At 50.1% G+C, this 16,995-nt stretch carries 12 protein-coding genes; all 12 read right to left on the reverse strand.

Annotation, left to right across the window (positions count from 1 at the left end; genetic code table 11):
• Nucleotides 1-8 precede the first annotated feature (8 nt).
• A complete protein-coding gene (locus FC99_RS03145; protein ID WP_048735674.1) occupies nt 9-1,061 on the reverse strand; it encodes a prenyltransferase/squalene oxidase repeat-containing protein in 1,053 nt (350 codons plus the stop codon).
• A 371-nt stretch (nt 1,062-1,432) separates the two neighbouring features.
• On the reverse strand, nt 1,433-2,107 hold the full coding sequence (locus tag FC99_RS03150) for an ECF transporter S component (protein ID WP_048736398.1): 675 nt from the start codon (nt 2,105-2,107) through the stop codon (nt 1,433-1,435).
• Between the two features lie 17 nt (nt 2,108-2,124).
• The gene (locus tag FC99_RS03155; RefSeq protein ID WP_048735673.1) at nt 2,125-3,813 is read right to left on the reverse strand and encodes an ABC transporter ATP-binding protein; all 1,689 of its coding nucleotides are present in this window, start codon (nt 3,811-3,813) and stop codon (nt 2,125-2,127) included.
• A complete protein-coding gene (locus tag FC99_RS03160; protein WP_235805855.1) occupies nt 3,801-4,697 on the reverse strand; it encodes an energy-coupling factor transporter transmembrane component T in 897 nt (298 codons plus the stop codon). Before FC99_RS03160 ends, FC99_RS03155 begins: the two co-directional genes overlap by 13 nt.
• A gap of 400 nt (nt 4,698-5,097) precedes the next feature.
• Nucleotides 5,098-6,465, reverse strand: coding sequence for a 23S rRNA (uracil(1939)-C(5))-methyltransferase RlmD (rlmD, locus tag FC99_RS03165; RefSeq protein ID WP_048735671.1), 1,368 nt, complete (start codon nt 6,463-6,465; stop codon nt 5,098-5,100).
• 355 nt (nt 6,466-6,820) lie between these two features.
• Nucleotides 6,821-7,834, reverse strand: a complete 1,014-nt coding sequence (locus tag FC99_RS03170) for a diacylglycerol kinase (RefSeq protein WP_048735670.1) — start codon at nt 7,832-7,834, stop codon at nt 6,821-6,823.
• Between the two features lie 18 nt (nt 7,835-7,852).
• Entirely contained in the window at nt 7,853-9,274 is a 1,422-nt protein-coding gene (gatB, locus tag FC99_RS03175; RefSeq protein ID WP_048735669.1) for an Asp-tRNA(Asn)/Glu-tRNA(Gln) amidotransferase subunit GatB, read from the reverse strand.
• Nucleotides 9,274-10,743, reverse strand: coding sequence for an Asp-tRNA(Asn)/Glu-tRNA(Gln) amidotransferase subunit GatA (gene gatA / locus FC99_RS03180; protein ID WP_048735668.1), 1,470 nt, complete (start codon nt 10,741-10,743; stop codon nt 9,274-9,276). The genes gatB and gatA overlap by 1 nt, the downstream gene beginning before the upstream one ends.
• Nucleotides 10,744-10,746: 3 nt before the next feature.
• Nucleotides 10,747-11,055, reverse strand: coding sequence for an Asp-tRNA(Asn)/Glu-tRNA(Gln) amidotransferase subunit GatC (gene gatC, locus FC99_RS03185; protein ID WP_048735667.1), 309 nt, complete (start codon nt 11,053-11,055; stop codon nt 10,747-10,749).
• Between the two features lie 408 nt (nt 11,056-11,463).
• Nucleotides 11,464-12,609 (reverse strand): CamS family sex pheromone protein, encoded by a 1,146-nt coding sequence (locus tag FC99_RS03190; RefSeq protein WP_048735666.1) that lies wholly within the window; start codon nt 12,607-12,609, stop codon nt 11,464-11,466.
• Nucleotides 12,610-12,631: 22 nt separating this feature from the next.
• On the reverse strand, nt 12,632-14,662 hold the full coding sequence (gene ligA, locus FC99_RS03195) for an NAD-dependent DNA ligase LigA (protein ID WP_048735665.1): 2,031 nt from the start codon (nt 14,660-14,662) through the stop codon (nt 12,632-12,634).
• 24 nt (nt 14,663-14,686) lie between these two features.
• On the reverse strand, nt 14,687-16,915 hold the full coding sequence (pcrA, locus tag FC99_RS03200; RefSeq protein ID WP_420324069.1) for a DNA helicase PcrA: 2,229 nt from the start codon (nt 16,913-16,915) through the stop codon (nt 14,687-14,689).
• Nucleotides 16,916-16,995: the final 80 nt, after the last annotated feature.

A 16,995-nucleotide genomic window follows, 5' to 3' on the forward strand; every position in this document is an offset into this window, starting at 1 on the left:
CTTAAACTTTATTTGAACGTGTAGACTAATTTGTTAGTGTAAGTCCCGTTGTGGGCAGCACTAGCAGCTAAGCTCACTTGACCATAAGCTAACGTCATACTGAAAGCATCTTTAACGGTACCGTCAGACTTCACGTAGCTCAGCATTGCACGTAATGGCGTTGCAGTTTGGCCACTAGTCAAAGCTGTCTTGTTGATGTTCTTGAAAGCAGCCTTCGTCGTTGCTAAACCAATGATGGCTTCAGCAGTTGAGTTGGCGTTAGCATTTTCTTTACCGTTGTAGGTGTAACCAAAGGCACCACTCTTGTAAACGGCCTTCTTCAAATAGCTCCGGCCAGCAGTGGCAGCGGCTTTAACCGTCTTATTCTTGCTCTTACCCATCGCTAAGGCGTTCACAGCAACGGCCGTGGTGTCACTGTCGACACTAGCAACGGTGTTGTTGTAGGCCCAGCCCTTGTTGGATTGTTGACTCTTAGCAATCTTCAAGCTTAATGAAGACTTGGAAAATGCGGCCTTGCTAGGCTTCTTGAAGGTCTTGTTGGAAGAAACGGCAATCAAAGTCGTGCTTTGAACATTGACCGTTTGCTTGTTCATTGACTTCTTGTACAACGTGCTGACCAAGTTCATCGACTCCTTGGCACCAGCTGGCTTGTACTTGGTTGGGTTGACGCCAATGGCTTGCAACCCAATGATAGCATTAGCCAAGGTAGCCGGATCACTCTTGCTGGAAACGACCAGGTTCTTCTTAACTAATTTCTTCTGGCTGGCCGTAAACTTGTAGCCTTGCTTCTTCAAGCCTAACAGAAAGTCGGAATACCCAGCAGCGGCACCGACCGTAGGATAAGCAGATTTGCTAAAAATCTTAGCTTTGGTGCTCAAGCCATTCTTATTGGCCTTCATCATTTTCTTTGCGTATGTAGTTGCAGACTTGGTCTTGCTGGTCCGATAACTCTTGCTAGCGGTCTTGACACTTGCAGCCCCTGCGTCAACAACTGGTACCAAGGTTCCCAAAGCCAATACTGCAGTTAATGAAGCCGTCATTACTTTATTCATCTTAAACATTATCCCATCATCCTTTAAATTAAATTTCACTGGTTGTAACCGTCGGGTCTTTCATCCCGTGAAGCTGGGGAGCCTAAGACACGGTTCTCAGAGCGACACGAGATTCCATACCTAACATCCTCCGACTACAAGTCGCGTAGTTATAAAATACATGTTGCCTTTTGCTATTTGACACGCCAATTCTAATAACGATTGAATTTTAAGCAATGACAATCACTATCATCTACTAATCAATTATCCAATCAATCATTAGACTGCCCGCTAATCACTAGCGGCGGGACTTACCAAGAACAATATCCGGTCACCCAATAGTCACCCATTTTTCACACAGACTGGCGCAGTCATTTCCCCGCTACACCAACCCGTACAATTTACCTGTGATGTCGTTGGCCACTCGTCATGCTCTTGGGTAAGATTTGATACTTGGTGATCAACCGGTCCATGAGTTGGCGCCATGGCCGGTAGAGCAAGAGAATGCTGACTGCATTGGTGGCGGCGTGCAGCGCGTCGAAGAGAAAGCTCCCCGCGAACGCCAACAAGAAACTTGTGACGCGAAGTGGCCGCACGTAGGCCAAGGCATACCAGAGATCCATGATCCAGCCAAACCAGAATCCCCACAGTGCTCCCCAGACGACCAGTAACCAGACATTATCCTTAAGCTGACTACGCCGTAATAATCCCGTGGTCAAGCCCATGAGACCCCAAGCCAACATTTGCCACGGTGTCCACGGCCCCTGACCTAAGAAAAGGTTCGAGACCAACGCCATCATCGACCCGCTCACAAATCCCATTTCCGGGCCCAGACTCACAGCGCTTACGATAACGACGAAGCTGGTCAATTGGACGTTGGGAATCGCGGCCAAAGGAACCCGTCCCAAGACACCCAATGCCACGATCACCGCCAGAAATACCAACAACCGCGTACTCATTTCCCGTTTCTCAAAGTGCCAGTAGGCCGGTAAGATGCTAACGGCCAGGCAGCCAAAGCTGAACCAGAGATAGTGCTTCCCTTTTAACAGGAGCATCCCCGCCAGCAAAACCAGCATCAATGTGACCGGCACAATCAGGCCCCAGTTAACTTGTCGTCGCTGTTCGATTGTAACTCACCTCCCTTCGTGGTTCGCCGAACGTCCTGCCAAAAGAGTGCGCTAGGCACCTGCTGCCGGAGCAAGCGATTGACAGCCGTCGTTGACAAAAAGTTATTTGTGAAAAATGTGCGTGTTGTTTGAGGTGTACTGACCTGTCCGTCAAACATGAACGTGCAGCTGGTCGCAAAGGCCGCACAAAAATCCATATCATGACTCGCCATCACAATCGTTAATCCTTTCTGATGTTCCCGTCGCAAGATGCGGCCAATATGTTGCTTGGTGTCCGGATCGAGTCCCTTCGTGGGTTCATCCAATAAGAGGAGTTCTGGTTGCGCAATCAACGCGAGGCCCAATCCCAGTAATTGTTGTTGGCCTCCACTCAGATCAAAAGCATTCTGGTCAGCTACCTTGGTTAAATGGCAAGTGGTCAGCATGTTTTGCACGACCTGCCTAACCTCCGTCCGACCCAATAGCTCGGCCTGCGCTGTGAGTTCCGCAACCACCGTGTCACCACTGAACTGCTCCGTGGGGTTTTGTGAAAGGTACCCGATATGCTTAAGCCGCTCATTATTTTTCAGCTTCCAAACAATTTGCTGCTTTAAGCGGGCCTTGCCATGTTGCGGTTTCTGCAATCCCGCCAGAATCGTTAGCAATGTTGATTTCCCCGAACCATTTTTTCCAATGATTGCCAACCAGTCGCCGGTATTCACGGTCAGATTGAGCTGGCGGAGCACGGCCACGCCACCATCATAGTGCCGAGTAATTGCCTTGGCCGTCAATAAAGGATCCGCGGCAACCTTCAGCTTGGTCGTGTCATCCTGCACCCCAAACTGCCAATTGCCAGCCTGCAACGCTTGGCGACCAGCCGTCACCGTCAGCGGTAAGGGCTGAACGGGTAAGTCATGCGCTAGGAAGAATTCAGGGACCGGTGGTACGAACGCGCGCAGTTCCGGTGTCTGGTGCATCTGTCGTAATCCCGCGGAGACAGGTCCCGCGTAGGCTACCCGTCCCGCCGTTAGCAAGACCAACTGATCAGCCATCGATAAGACCCGACTCAACCGGTGCTCGGTCAAGACGATCGTAATGCCCAGTTCATCATGGACCTGCTGTAAAATAGTTAGAAAATTCTGTGCCGTCGTCGGGTCCAATTGGGCGGTGGGCTCATCGAGTAAAATAACTTCCGGCTTAAGTGCCAAGACTGAAGCCAAGTTGACCAGCTGCAACTGCCCACCGGAAAGACTATCGATGGATTGATGAAGCAATTTATCCAGGCCTAAGAAGTTCGAGAGCTCCGCAATGCGCATGGTCATGGCCGCCGAATCAAAGCCCAGATTTTCCAATGGAAAGGCCAACTCTTCAATGACCGTCGCCATGATTGGTTGCGTTTGGGGGTCTTGCGCCACGTAGCCCAATTGTTGGGCACTGGTTTCGCTGGATAATACCGCCAGCGGTTGCCCACGGAACAGCACCTGTCCCGCTGGTTCCCCGGCTGGCTGCAATTCCGGTTTGAGCTGTTTGAGCAACGTTGTCTTGCCACTACCAGTAGCACCGACAATGGTCACGAAGGCGCCAACTTCAATTGACAGCGAAATGTCATTTAATGTCGCCTTAGCCTGTCCAGGATAAGTGAACGCAAGATGGTCAATCTTTATTAATTCTCCCATAAACGATACATCCCCTCACCCAATACTGGCAGACCAACAAACACGAGCAGCGGCAACACCAACCACCAGTCGGCACTGGAACCCGCCGTCATCTGATAAACATTCGTGGTCCAACCGAAGCCGCGCCACCGAAAACTGATAATCAATCCAAACAGAAGCAAGCCGCACGTCCCAAAAATCACATCTAGTGGCTGCCAGGAATAGGTCTGGTAATGACTGCGCTTATGGGCGCCGAAGCCGCGAGCTTCCATCAGAACTGCCGTTTCCATTGCGGACGAGACGGAATCAATCAAAAGAATGCGCATGAGACGACCGGTCTTTTGAATCCGTTGTCTCCATGATCCTTCGGTAACCACGATTCCCCGCGTCTTTTGTAGCATCACTAGCCGACGAAATTTCTGTGTGAACAAGCTGACAAGACGTAAAGAAATCGTCAGTAGCATCGCCAGTCGCGGCACGATTGGAAATAGCAGGTAACTAAGCTTGGGCGTTGTTAGAATACCATTGAATAGAATAAATGCTAGAATCATCGCGCCCAATAGGATCGCCATCGTACAACCGTAGAGTAACCCGGTGCGCGTCAACCGAAACGTTACCGGTCCCAGCGTCAAGCGCCAAAGCACTCCCCGCCCATTTTGATTCAGAAGTAGGTTGAACAGCACGATAACGGCCATTAGCGAGCCAATGCCTTTCAAGACCGATACGATTCGCTGGCGACTAAAGTACCAACAGCTAATGGCTAATAACCCACTAAATAGGGCTATAGCTAAAATTAGATGGTTGAAGACTAATAAGAGAGCAAATAATTCAATAAAATAAACGGCAACGACTGCCGGGTGAACTTGACTAAAAAATGATGTGCTGGCTAACGTTCCCACATTCACCAGAGGTCCCTCCATCCATGTAACCGCTTTCAGACGTGTTGAAATCATTCCTTTGGCGACTACTTTCGCACAACCTATCTCATCAATTGATTCTCAAACAGATGATCAAAACGTGCTTATTTCATTATCAACCATTTTAACAAATTTTGCTAGAGGCCGTTTCCAGCCACGGCAAAAGATGACAATTTCTAAACAAGCAATTATAAATAAAAATAGAACCTTGTAGACTACAATTTGTATAATAAAGCGACTTATATCAACTAGTGTGCCTTTTCTTCATCTAATCTTGTATGTGAAAAATTGTAATAAAAAAACAGTCATCCTGATTCAGATGACTGCCTATCTTTTTACTCACATAGTGAATCGACAACCGAGAGAATCACTCTCTCAACAAGTTGTCTTACTTCTTAACCAACACCGTAACACTTTCCACATGAGGCGTTTGTGGGAATTGGTCAACGGGTTGGATTGGGCCGTCGATAACGTAGCCTAAGTCTTGGAAGAGTTGGACGTCGCGAACCAGCGTGGCTGGGTTACAGCTCACGTAAACGACCTTCTTAGGACCCATCTTGGCGGTGGATTCGATCAAGGTTTCAGCCAGACCTTTACGTGGAGGATCAACCACCACAATATCAGGCTTAACACCTGATGCCTGCCACTGGATCATTTGATCTTCGGCCTTGTCCACGAAGAAGTCCACGTTGGTCAAATGGTTCTTTTGGGCGTTGACCTTAGCGTCTTCAATGGCTTCGGGCACGATGTCGACCCCATAGACTTGCTTGGCGTGCTTAGCCAAAGCTAATGAAATCGTCCCGATACCACAGTAAGCATCGATTACGGTCTCTTCACCGGTCAAACCAGCCTTGTCAATGGCCATTTGGTACAGCTTTTCGGTCTGTTGCGGGTTGACCTGGTAGAAGGACCGGGCAGAAATAGCAAACGTTAAGCCCATCAACGTGTCTTCGATGGTTGGCTTCCCGTAAAGAACACGGGTAACGTTCCCCATGATGACGTTGGTCTTCTTGGCGTTCACGTTCAACACAATGCTCGTCACCTCTGGCAAAGCCTGGTGAATTTGGTCGACCAGTTGTGCCTGACTTGGAATCTTTTGTGTCCGGCTGATGAGGACGATCATCATTTCGTGGCTGTAATAGCCCCGTCGAACCATGATGTTCCGGATAACACCCTTGTCACTGATCTCATTGTAGGCTGGAATTTCAAATTGACGCAGCAAGTCGCGCACCTTAATGATAGCGGCATCGATAGCTGGGTCTTGAATATAGAAGTCAGTCAATGGAATCAAGTCATGACTGTGTTGACGGTAGAAACCGGTCTCTAATTGACCCTTGATCATCCGTACGGGAACTTGAGCCTTGTTCCGGTATTGGGTTGGGTTTTCCATCCCTAAGGTTGGGGCCACTTCAACGTCCTGGTGCGCTTTTTTGAAGAGTTCTGCAATCTGGTGTTGCTTGAACTTCAATTGGGCTGGGTAAGCCAAGTGTTGCAATGGCGCAATCCCCGTTTGCCGGTACGTCTTGTCCACGTCCTTGACCCGGTCAGGTGATTCGCTCTTCCAGGAAATAGCGCGCGCAAAACCATAGTTTTTGGCGACTTTAGTGACCTGAATCGTCAACTCTTCGCCAGGTAAGGCGTTTTCAATAAACAGTGGGAAGTCGTCGACTTTAGCGACACCCATCCCCTGATAAGTCAGATCCATGATCGAAACGTCGAGTTGTTCGTTCTTACTTACTGGTGCTTTAATTTTCATAGTAACCTCAATTTCTTTAGTGCTTATTCTTTTTTGTTCTAAGACAATATTTGACAACTTGTTCTGAAATGACGGCTCCGACCACTGCAATCACCGGCCGTACCAAATTTCACTGCACCTGTCATCATACATGGAAACGGGCGCCACGTCTACCACTGGAACCCGATAGCCGCGAAACTATGGCAGTGTTAATCGATTTTCATCGTAATAATTAGTAACGGACTGAGTAACGCAGTTAATTACCAATAACCGCGACCACTTATAATTTTTAAGGTGGCGTCTCTGTTGGCCGAGACGGACTATCGTGGTGAAAGAAAGGGACTTTGCCGCCTGTTGTGCAAAAGTCCCTTCCGTCTTAATCTTCCTTTGTTTGCTCCGTGTCCGGCAACTCCTCAACCTGCTTGACGAAGTTTTGTTCCGCCTCAAGCAACTCTGGAGATTCGCTGGTAACTGCGGAGTCTGGAATAGCATCCAAGTTGGCGTACATTTCGATGTGTTGCCGCAGGTTGCGGAACTTCATCGGCGCATCGCCACCATATTCGCCATCCAGGTTGATCATCATTCGGTCTTCAACCGGCCGAGCAACGACCTTACTGGTCTTCTCGTAGATGATGTGTGGGTCGTTGATGTGTTTCCCACCGTTTAAGACCAGCCCCATCAGCCGTAAAATTTCTGGCATGCTGGCCGTCTTGACGATGATCATCGTGAACTTCCCGTCATCGAGCGCCGCATCCGGCACAATCTGTTCGAACCCACCGATGGAATTAGTCAGCGCCAGCAAGAACATTGACGCCTTGCCGCGGAAATGGCCGCCATCGTAAGTCAGATCCATGTCGATTGGCTTGATCCGCGGTAACAACTCGGCCCCCTTCAACAGGTAAGCCAAGTAGCCAAAGATTGATTTCAAATTCGATGGCACGTCGTAGGTCAACTCGGTTAAGAGTCCCCCACCGGCGATGTTGATGAAGTAGGTATCACCCGCCTCACCAATATCCATCTTGATGGTCTGGTCCTTTAAGACTACCTTTGCCGCCGCCAACGGATCTTCGCGCGGAATGTGGAGCGCCCGGGCATAATCATTCGTGGTACCGGCAGGAATAATAGCCATCTTGGGACGATGAGGGAGTCCAGCAATACCGTTGACGACCTGGTTAATGGTCCCGTCGCCCCCAGCGGCCACGATGAGTTCGAAGCCAGCCTTAGCTGCCCGCGTTGCTTCATCGCGCGCCGAGTTCGGCGCCGGCGTTGTGGCGTAGGCACTCGTTTCGTACCCCGCCCGTTCAAACACCGCTAAAATATCGATCAGGTCCTTCTTCAACGCCTCGCGTCCTGAAGTTGGATTATAAATGACCCGTGCCCGTTTACGCATGATGTGCCTCCATTAATTCTATTGTTGCAACGCTGTCATCAACAATTTGTTGACGACTTGCGGGTTCGCTTGACCGTGCGTCTGCTTCATGATTTGACCAACTAAGAAACCAACTGCCCGCTTCTTCCCATTATTAAAGTCCTCAATGGATTGTGGGTTGGCTGATAACACGTCGTCAATGATCGGTTGCAGCTTAGCAGGGTCGGAAAGTTGAACCAGGCCGTGTGCTTCCACGTAAGCCTTAGGTTCTTCGCCATCCGTGATCGCCTTGAAGACCTTCTTGGCCATCTTGCTAGAGATGGTCCCGTCGGAAATCAAATTGATCATGCCAGCCAAGTTAGCAGGTGTCAATTTCGTTGCTTGTAAGTCGACTTGTTTTTCGTTCAGGTAGGCGTTAACGTCCCCTTGCAGGTAGTTCGCCGCCATCTTCGGGTCAGCCTTTAAGGCGACCGTGGCGTCGAAGAAGTCAGACATTTCCTTGGTTTGGGTGATCACCATGGCATCGTAATCCGTCAGGCCAAGGTCGTTAACGTAACGTTCCCGCCGCTTAGTTGGCATTTCTGGCATGGCATCGCCCAGTTCCTTGATCCAGTCATCGCTGATGTTCAAGGCTGGTAAGTCTGGTTCTGGGAAGTAACGGTAGTCGTCAGCACCGGCCTTGACCCGCATTAGGATGGTTTCGCCGGTCTTTTCATCAAAACGCCGGGTTTCCTGTTGCACAGCGCCACCGGACATCAAGACTTGTTGTTGCCGTTGTTCTTCATACTCCAACCCACGTTGCACGTAGTTAAAGGAGTTCAAGTTCTTCAACTCAGTCTTGGTCCCAAACTTTTCTTGGCCCACGGGACGGACGGAAATGTTGACGTCGACCCGCATGGACCCTTCTTCCATCTTCACGTCAGAAATCCCGGTAAATTGGATCCGTTGACGTAAGGCTTCTAGGTAAGCATAGGCTTCGGCAGGTGAAGCGATGTCTGGCTTCGACACGATTTCAATCAGCGGCGTACCTTGCCGGTTCAAATCGACGTAGGAATAATCCCGTTCATGAGTGTTCTTCCCGGCATCTTCTTCAATGTGCATTTCGGCGATCCCGATTTTCTTCTTCACACCATCCACGTCAATTTCGACCCAACCATCGTGGCCGATCGGCTTGTCGGATTGCGTGATTTGGTAGGCCTTGGGATTATCTGGATAGAAGTAGTTCTTCCGGTCAAAGTGGGTGTGCTTTTCCACCGTGGCGTGTAAGGCCAGAGCGGCGATGATTCCGTCGGCAACGACCCCTTTGTTGGTGGTTGGCAGAACCCCAGGATACCCCCAGTCGATCACGTTGGTGTTGGCGTTAGGGTCGGCCCCATAGGCAACTGGTGACGGGCTAAAGATCTTTGAATGGGTCTTTAACTCAATGTGGACTTCCAGCCCAATAGTCGTTTCAAAGTTCATTAGTTTTGGCCTCCTAACGTAGGTAATTGTAAATGAAAGTCAGTGTTTTGTTCGAAGGCGTAACCCGCTTTGTACAGCGTGCTTTCGTCAAATGGCCGGCCGATAAGTTGCATACCGACTGGTAAGTTGTTGCTGAAGCCAGCAGGCAAAGATAAGCCTGGCAGACCAGCTAGGTTGACAGGAATCGTCAAGACATCGTTCATGTACATCGTGATGGGATCCTTGATCTCGTCACCGATTCCAAAGGCCGTGGTTGGCGCAACGGGTCCCATGATGAAGTCGTGGTCTTTCAAGACCGCTTTAAAGTCGTTAATGATAACTGTCCGGACCTTGGCAGCCTTTAAGAAGTAGGCATCGTAGAATCCAGCGGACAAGGAGAAGGTCCCTAACATGATTCGCCGCTTAACTTCTTCGCCGAATCCTTCGGAACGAGACTTCACGTAAACGTCTTCCAAGTTCTTCACGTCGTCTGCCCGGTAGCCATAACGAATCCCATCGAACCGTTGCAAGTTGGATGAGGCTTCTGATGAACCAATGATGTAGTAAGCAGCGACCCCATACTTGTTGTGTGGTAAGGAAACTTCGTCGACCGTGGCACCCAACTTGCGGTAAGTGTCGGCAGCGGCCAAGATAGCGGATTTCACACCATCATCGACCCCTTCAGCCAAGAATTCCTTAGGCAAACCAATTCGTAAGCCCTTAACGCTCGTCGCATCGTTCAATTCAGCGGCAAAATCGGGAACAGCCTGCGTGGAACTCGTCAAGTCATGGTCGTCGTGACCGGCAATGGCACTTAAAATCGTGGCATTGTCCTTCACACTACGGGTCATTGGTCCGATTTGATCGAGGCTAGATCCAAACGCAATCAAGCCCCAACGGGAAACTCGACCGTAAGTTGGCTTGATTCCAACGATACCGTTGAAAGCAGCGGGTTGACGAATGGAACCACCGGTATCTGAACCCAAAGCAACGGGCACTTGACCGGAAGCAACTGCGGCAGCGGAACCACCTGAAGAACCACCGGGCACCTTGGTTTGGTCCCAAGCGTTCTTGCTCGTCTTAAAGGCGGAGTTTTCCGTCGATCCACCCATAGCAAATTCATCCAGGTTGGTCTTCCCGACCGTCACCATCTGGGCGTTAGCTAACTTGCTGACGGCAGTAGCGTCGTAGACGGGGTTGAAGTTTTCTAAGATTTTAGAAGCGGCCGTGGTCTTTAGACCCTTGGTGACCAAGTTGTCCTTCAAGGCAACCGGGATTCCAGCTAAGGGTTGGTCGGCAGCGATGCCCTGCGCATCAATAGCGTCAGCCTGCTTTAAAGCCGCATCTTCGTTTAAGGTTAAGAAAGCATCGATTTTAGGATCAGTGGCCTTGATGTTGTCAAAAGTGGCCTGCGTCAATTCCTTGGCGCTGATCTTCTTCGCCACCAAATCGGCGTGGAGACTGGCGACATCTTGTTTGAAGTAATTCATCTGTTAGTTATCCTCGCTTTCATCGATGATGGCCGGTACCTTGATAAAGCCCCGTGCTGCGTCTGGCGCGTTCTTTAATAACGCTGCACTTTGTCCCCAGTTGTCGGCGACATCTTCACGCATCACGTTGAGTTGATCAGAAACGTTGCTGGTAACATCGACACCGTCAGTATCGACCTCGCTCAGCGTTTCAAACATACCGATAATGTCATCTAGTTGGGGCGTAAACGCGTCCAACTCGGCATCCGTAAATTCAAGTTTTGCCAGACCGGCAACGTGTTGAACTTGTTCTCGATTAATTCGATTAGCCATCAATTATCCCTCTTTCTGATTTATCCGCATTCACCGTTTATTCCGGACTTCGCCAAGAATAAACATACATTTTTATTTTACCATATATCTTGCGCGCGCCAAAGATTCTGTTGGTAAATTATGGCGATGATTTCGGCAAAACTAGTGGTAAGCCACCGTTTTCCGTCGACTTGGTTCCTTTGATTGGGCAGTACGACCCTATTCCCACTGAATTTTCAGATCGCCTACCAAGGCAACTGGTTGCATCCCCACGATACGAGTATTGAACCCCGCATGATACATGGCAACTCACAGCTCATCGTCTAAAAAAGACTACGGTCCTCTGCTCATGAAAATGCGTAGAGAATCATAGTCTAATTGACGTTATACCGATTACTCACCATTCATTTCCGAGTAATCATTTGACCTTTAGTAGCTATTAAAGACGTGACTTGTGAACTTCTTGTCGCCGGTGGTCCGGGAAAGGAAGCTCTGGACACCGTCCGTAGAAGAAACGGTAATGTCGATCGGTACCCCCGATGGCAAGTACTTTTGGGCTGCCGTCTGGAGATACTGCGTGAAACTAATGATTTCCGTTTGACTGTAGAATTGCGTCTGAATGTTGACGTGCATCCCCGTCAGATTTTTCCCGTTGTAATGGGCCTGAGCCGTGACACCACTCAGGTTCGGGAAGAAGTTTTGAACTTGCGTCTTGAAGTTTGTGAAGGACGTTTCATCGTTACTGTTAGGACTGCTTGCCCCGCTTTCGATTGGGAAGACATAGTTCTTTTCGTCCAAAGCCTTCCAACTCGAAACACTAGTCGTCCCCGCCTTATTCTCGGAATAAGCGATGAAATCACCACCGACCAAGCTATCGTTAGAAGCCTGCCGGTAAATGGCAATCGTAATCGGCACGTTCTTCAAGGCTGACTTTTTCCGCAAGCGTTGAAGAACCGTATTGGCCGCCTTTTTGGCGTATGCCTCACCGGTCGCCTTGTCGATCTTCGTTTCAAACGTAGCGCCATACTGGGTCTTCTTGTAGTAGTCGACCGAGTTCACGGCGATTCCAACCGTCACACCACCCAAGGTCAACTTATTGTTCTTTTGGATCATGTAGTCCTGCTCTTCTAAAGCTTGGATGTAGATCGGGTTCCGCTTAGTTGCCGAAGTTGAGCCGTTGCTGACGGGGTTTAACCCGGTCGCATTCGACTTGCTCTTCCGATCCAACCAGTTCTGAACCGTATCCGCACTCAGATACTGCCCTTCTTGGAAGACGTATTTCTTAGTCGAGTACATCTTCTTCGAAACGTTTAGCATCCCGCTTTCAAAGCTTTTCAGATTGTAAGTGTTCCCTGCGTCTTGGCTATTAGTGACTCCGCGCGATTTACTCGTTTGGTAGTGGCCACTCTTAATGACCCCTTCATAATCACCATCGCTGCTCTGACCCGTTAGCTGGGTGCTCCCAGTTTTACTGCCACCAGAGCTACCCGACATACTGGAACTACTTAAATTGCCACATGCGGCCAAAAAGAGTGGCACCGCAGCTAACGCAATAAAGGTTCGTAACCGTTTCACGACTTGTTTCCTCCTAAAGTCATCATTTCGTTTCGTCCATGGCGGCTCGTAGCTGCGCCTCGTTCCAAACGGGGACGTTCAGCGACTGTGCCTTGGTCAGTTTGCTACCGGCAGCTTCACCCGCAATCAACAGGTCCGTCTTCTTTGAGACGCTCCCCGTGACCGTGGCACCATGTCTTTCTAGCCATTCAGTGGCCTCTGGACGAGTCAGCTCTTGCAGCTTTCCCGTTAGGACCACCCGTTGCCCAGCAAACTGGCCCTCACTGTCGGCGGCTGGAATCTCACCAGTAAACGTCAAGTTGACACCCACTTCACGGAGTTCCGCGATCAACTGTTGCACCTGGTCGCTGGCAAAGTAGGTCACGACACTGTCGGCAATGATGCCCCCCACCGTATCAATGGCGGAGATGCGCTCGCTGTCGGCGGCCATCAAGTGATCGATATCGCCAAATTCAGCGGCGATCGACCGAGCGGCCTTAGCCCCCACGTGGCGAATTCCTAAACCAAATAACAAACGTTCTAATGAATTATTGCGACTATTATCAATGGCTGTCAAGAGGTTTTGGGCTGACTTCTCCCCAAATTTATCTAAAGTTAATAATTGGTCCGTTGTGAGCCGGTACAAACTAGCCACATCATCGACTAACTTACGGTCAAACAGCTGACTCACAATCTGTGGTCCTAACCCAGCGATGTTCATGGCATTCCGCGAGGCAAAGTGGTTCATTCCTTCGGCCAACTGTGCGGGACACCGTGGGTTGATGCAGCGTAACGCGACTTCCTCATCCAAATGAACCAGTTCGGCCCCACAGGAAGGACAGTGCGTTGGCACCGGATACGGTTGTGTATCCGCTGGGCGTTTAGCCGCAACGTACTGCGAAATCTCGGGGATGATGTCTCCCGCCTTATGCAGCAACACGGTGTCGCCCAACCGAATGTCCTTAGCCTCCAGGTAATCTGGATTGTGCAGGGACGCGCGAGCCACTGTGCTCCCAGCTAAGGCAACGGGATCCATTACGGCCGTTGGCGTCACAATCCCTGTTCGGCCAACGGTCCATTCAATATCCCGAACGACCGTTTCGACCTCTTCGGGTGGGAACTTGTAGGCAATGGCCCACCGTGGCACCTTGACTGTGGCGCCAATCTCCCGTTGTAACGGTAACGAATTGGCTTTAATGACGATGCCGTCGATGCCATAGGGCAAGTCGGCACGTTTCCCCTGATACTGGTCGATATAGGCAGCCACGTCATCCATGTTGTGGGCCACTTGATAGGTTGCATTTGTCGTAAAGCCTAGTTCGGCCAATTCATCCAACAAACCGCTCTGCGTCCGCGTGTTCAGCGGTTCGTAGTCAGCAATGTTATACATAAACGTCGCCAACTGACGGTCAGCGGTGACTTGCGTATCGAGTTGCCGCAAGCTTCCGGCCGCAGCATTCCGCGGATTGGCAAATGGCGCCTTACCAGCAGCTTCCCGGCGCTCGTTCAGCGCTAGGAAGGCGGCCTTAGGCATGTAGCACTCGCCCCGCACGTCGATGGTTAGCGGCCGACTCAACGTTTGCGGAATTGATTTGACCGTCTTTAAATTAGCAGTAATGTCTTCACCAATTTGGCCATTACCTCGCGTAGACCCCTGCACAAATTCACCATTTTCATACCGCAGCGAAATCGCCAGGCCGTCGATCTTCAACTCACAGTTATAGTCGAAGTCGTCTTCGACATTCGACCGTAAGCGTTCATCAAAGGCCTTGAGCTCGTCCACAGAAAAAACGTCACCTAATGACAACATGGGGATATCGTGCGTGACCTTTGGTAAGTCACCACGGGCACTCCCCCCCACGCGTTGTGTTGGTGAATCCGGCGTGACGATGGCGGGAAAGGCCGTTTCCAAGGCGACTAATCGCGCGTAGACCCGGTCGTACACGTCATCTTCAACGGCTGGTGTATCCGCATCGTAGTATTGTTGACCCCACTTCAGAAGTTGGGGCCGTAAGTCGGCCGCTTCAGTAGCGGCCTGTTCTTCAGTTAAAGCATCAATGGGTTGATCAGTCATTTTCTTCCTCCCACGTTAACTTTTTTATTCAACACGTTTGATTGGTGCAAAGGCGGCTAACAACCGCTTAACACCTTGTTCTGGAAAGGCAATGTCCAACTCGGCATCTTCACCGGTACCGTTGACCTTGACTACCGTACCGACGCCCCACTTCTTATGACTGGCCTTATCGCCAACGTTCCAGCTGACTTTCTCAGCACCAGTACCGGTGGGTTCACTGACCCGTCCGGTCTTGCCATGGTATGGATTAGCCACGGCACTAGCCGTCCGTCGAGCAAATGGCACATCCCGACGACTCGGCGTCAATCCGGACTTGGTCTCGCTGTAGTCTAAGTGCAGCAGTTCTGGATCGATTTCAGTGACGAAACGGGACTGTGGATTGGTCTGACGCCGGCCGTACAACATCCGTGAGTAAGCGTTGGTCAGGTACAACTTGGTCTGGGCCCGCGTGATCCCCACGTAAGCCAATCGCCGTTCTTCTTCGAGCTCATCGTCTTCAAGCATGGCCCGTGACAACGGGAAGATGCCCTCTTCCAAGCCCATCAAGAAGATAACTGGAAATTCCAACCCCTTAGCAGCGTGTAACGTCATCAAGGTTACTTCAGAGGGTTCTTCCTCAACATCGTCTTGCGCAGAGACTAGGGCCAAGTCGGCCAAGAATTCGACCAACCGGTTATCCTGATTTTCATCATGATCGGTATTGTCCCAATCAGTATCAAACTTTTGGGTAACGGACAAGAATTCCTCAATGTTTTCAATTCGCGTTTCGGCTTCGAGGTTCTTGGATGCCTTCAAAGCAGCCATGTAGCCACTCTGATCCAATAATTCACTAGTAATATCGGAAACACTCATCGTCGCTGCCTTATCCTGCACAACCTTCAGCGTCATCCCAAATTTTTCCATAGCATTACGGATCCGGGCACCTAGATTTGTTGCCAGCGCAATGTTCTGTGTGGCTTCCAGCTCGGTCCAACCGTTAAAGTCAGCGAAGTCCCGTAACTTTTCAATACTTGTGGCCCCAATCCCGCGCTTGGGTTCGTTAATGATCCGCTCCAAGCTCATGGAATCGGCCGGATTAGCAATCAACGTCAGGTAAGCCAAGACGTCACGAATTTCCTTACGGTCGTAGAACTTGTGCCCCCCAACCATGGTGTACGGAATGTTGGCTTTAACCAGAGTTTCTTCAATCACCCGCGACTGGGCGTTAGTCCGGTAAAGAATGGCGAAGTCACCGTAATCGTGGTGATTCTTTTGGTTTTCTTCTTGAATCTTAGCGACCACGTAATGAGCCTCATCATTTTCGTTTTGCCCCCGGTAATAGGAGATCTTCTCACCATCAGGATTCTCCGTCCAGAGGTCCTTTTTCTTCCGGTTCACGTTCTTTTGAATCACGTCGTTGGCAGCCTTCAAAATGGTCTTGGTTGACCGGTAATTTTGCTCCAATAACGTCACGTGGGCGTTGGGATAGTCGTGCTCAAAGTTCAGAATATTTTCCATGTTGGCTCCCCGCCAACCGTAGATACTTTGATCCCCATCCCCAACGACACACAGATTACCGTGCTTCTTGGCCAGCAAATTAACCAACGTATATTGCGCATCGTTGGTATCTTGATATTCGTCGACGTGGATGTACTGGAATTTTTCCTGATAGTAGCCCAGCACGTCTTTGTCCTGATTGAACAGCTTGATGGTCAGCATGATCAAATCGTCAAAGTCCATCGCCTGATTAGCCAACAGTTCCCGTTGATAGCTATCGTAGACACTGGCGACCGTCGTTTCAAAGGGATTACCAGCTGCTTCTTTCATCATTGCTGGCGTCTGCAAAGCGTTCTTAGCATTAGAAATTGCCCCCAGGACAGAACGTGGGTCAAACTTCTTCACGTCTAGATTCTGCTGCTGCAAGACTCGTTTGACCAGCGTTCGCTGCTCACCAGGATCGGCAATGGTGAAGGCCCGATTATATCCTAATTTATCTGCATCTCGCCGTAAAATACGGACACACAACGCATGGAACGTGGAGACCCAGACATCGTTACCGTCTGGGCCCAACAACTTGATGACCCGCTCACGCATTTCCTTAGCGGCCTTATTCGTAAATGTGATGGCCAAAATCCGCCACGGCATCACGTTATTATGTTCGATCAAGTAGGCGACCCGGTGCGTTAACACCCGGGTCTTCCCACTACCGGCACCTGCCAGTACCAGCAGCGGCCCCTCGGTCTGAAGGACGGCCTCCGTTTGCTTATCGTTCATGCCAGTTAACAATTCTTCTCCTGCCACCCTGAACACAATCCTCTCTGTAATTAGTCTTGAATAGTATACCAAAAAAACAT

Source organism: Levilactobacillus koreensis JCM 16448 (assembly GCF_001435525.1).
GTDB classification, from domain to species: domain Bacteria; phylum Bacillota; class Bacilli; order Lactobacillales; family Lactobacillaceae; genus Levilactobacillus; species Levilactobacillus koreensis.

What these genes read in the sequence shown, in the direction of transcription:
- FC99_RS03155 (WP_048735673.1), bottom strand. Translation starts at nt 3,813, where the DNA reads ATGGGAGAATTAATAAAGATTGACCATCTTGCGTTCACTTATCCTGGA.
- FC99_RS03150 (WP_048736398.1), bottom strand. Translation starts at nt 2,107, where the DNA reads ATGCTGGTTTTGCTGGCGGGGATGCTCCTGTTAAAAGGGAAGCACTAT.
- pcrA (WP_420324069.1), bottom strand. Translation starts at nt 16,915, where the DNA reads ATGAACGATAAGCAAACGGAGGCCGTCCTTCAGACCGAGGGGCCGCTG.
- rlmD (WP_048735671.1), bottom strand. Translation starts at nt 6,465, where the DNA reads ATGAAAATTAAAGCACCAGTAAGTAAGAACGAACAACTCGACGTTTCG.
- ligA (WP_048735665.1), bottom strand. Translation starts at nt 14,662, where the DNA reads ATGACTGATCAACCCATTGATGCTTTAACTGAAGAACAGGCCGCTACT.
- gatB (WP_048735669.1), bottom strand. Translation starts at nt 9,274, where the DNA reads ATGAACTTTGAAACGACTATTGGGCTGGAAGTCCACATTGAGTTAAAG.
- gatC (WP_048735667.1), bottom strand. Translation starts at nt 11,055, where the DNA reads ATGGCTAATCGAATTAATCGAGAACAAGTTCAACACGTTGCCGGTCTG.
- FC99_RS03170 (WP_048735670.1), bottom strand. Translation starts at nt 7,834, where the DNA reads ATGCGTAAACGGGCACGGGTCATTTATAATCCAACTTCAGGACGCGAG.
- FC99_RS03145 (WP_048735674.1), bottom strand. Translation starts at nt 1,061, where the DNA reads ATGTTTAAGATGAATAAAGTAATGACGGCTTCATTAACTGCAGTATTG.
- gatA (WP_048735668.1), bottom strand. Translation starts at nt 10,743, where the DNA reads ATGAATTACTTCAAACAAGATGTCGCCAGTCTCCACGCCGATTTGGTG.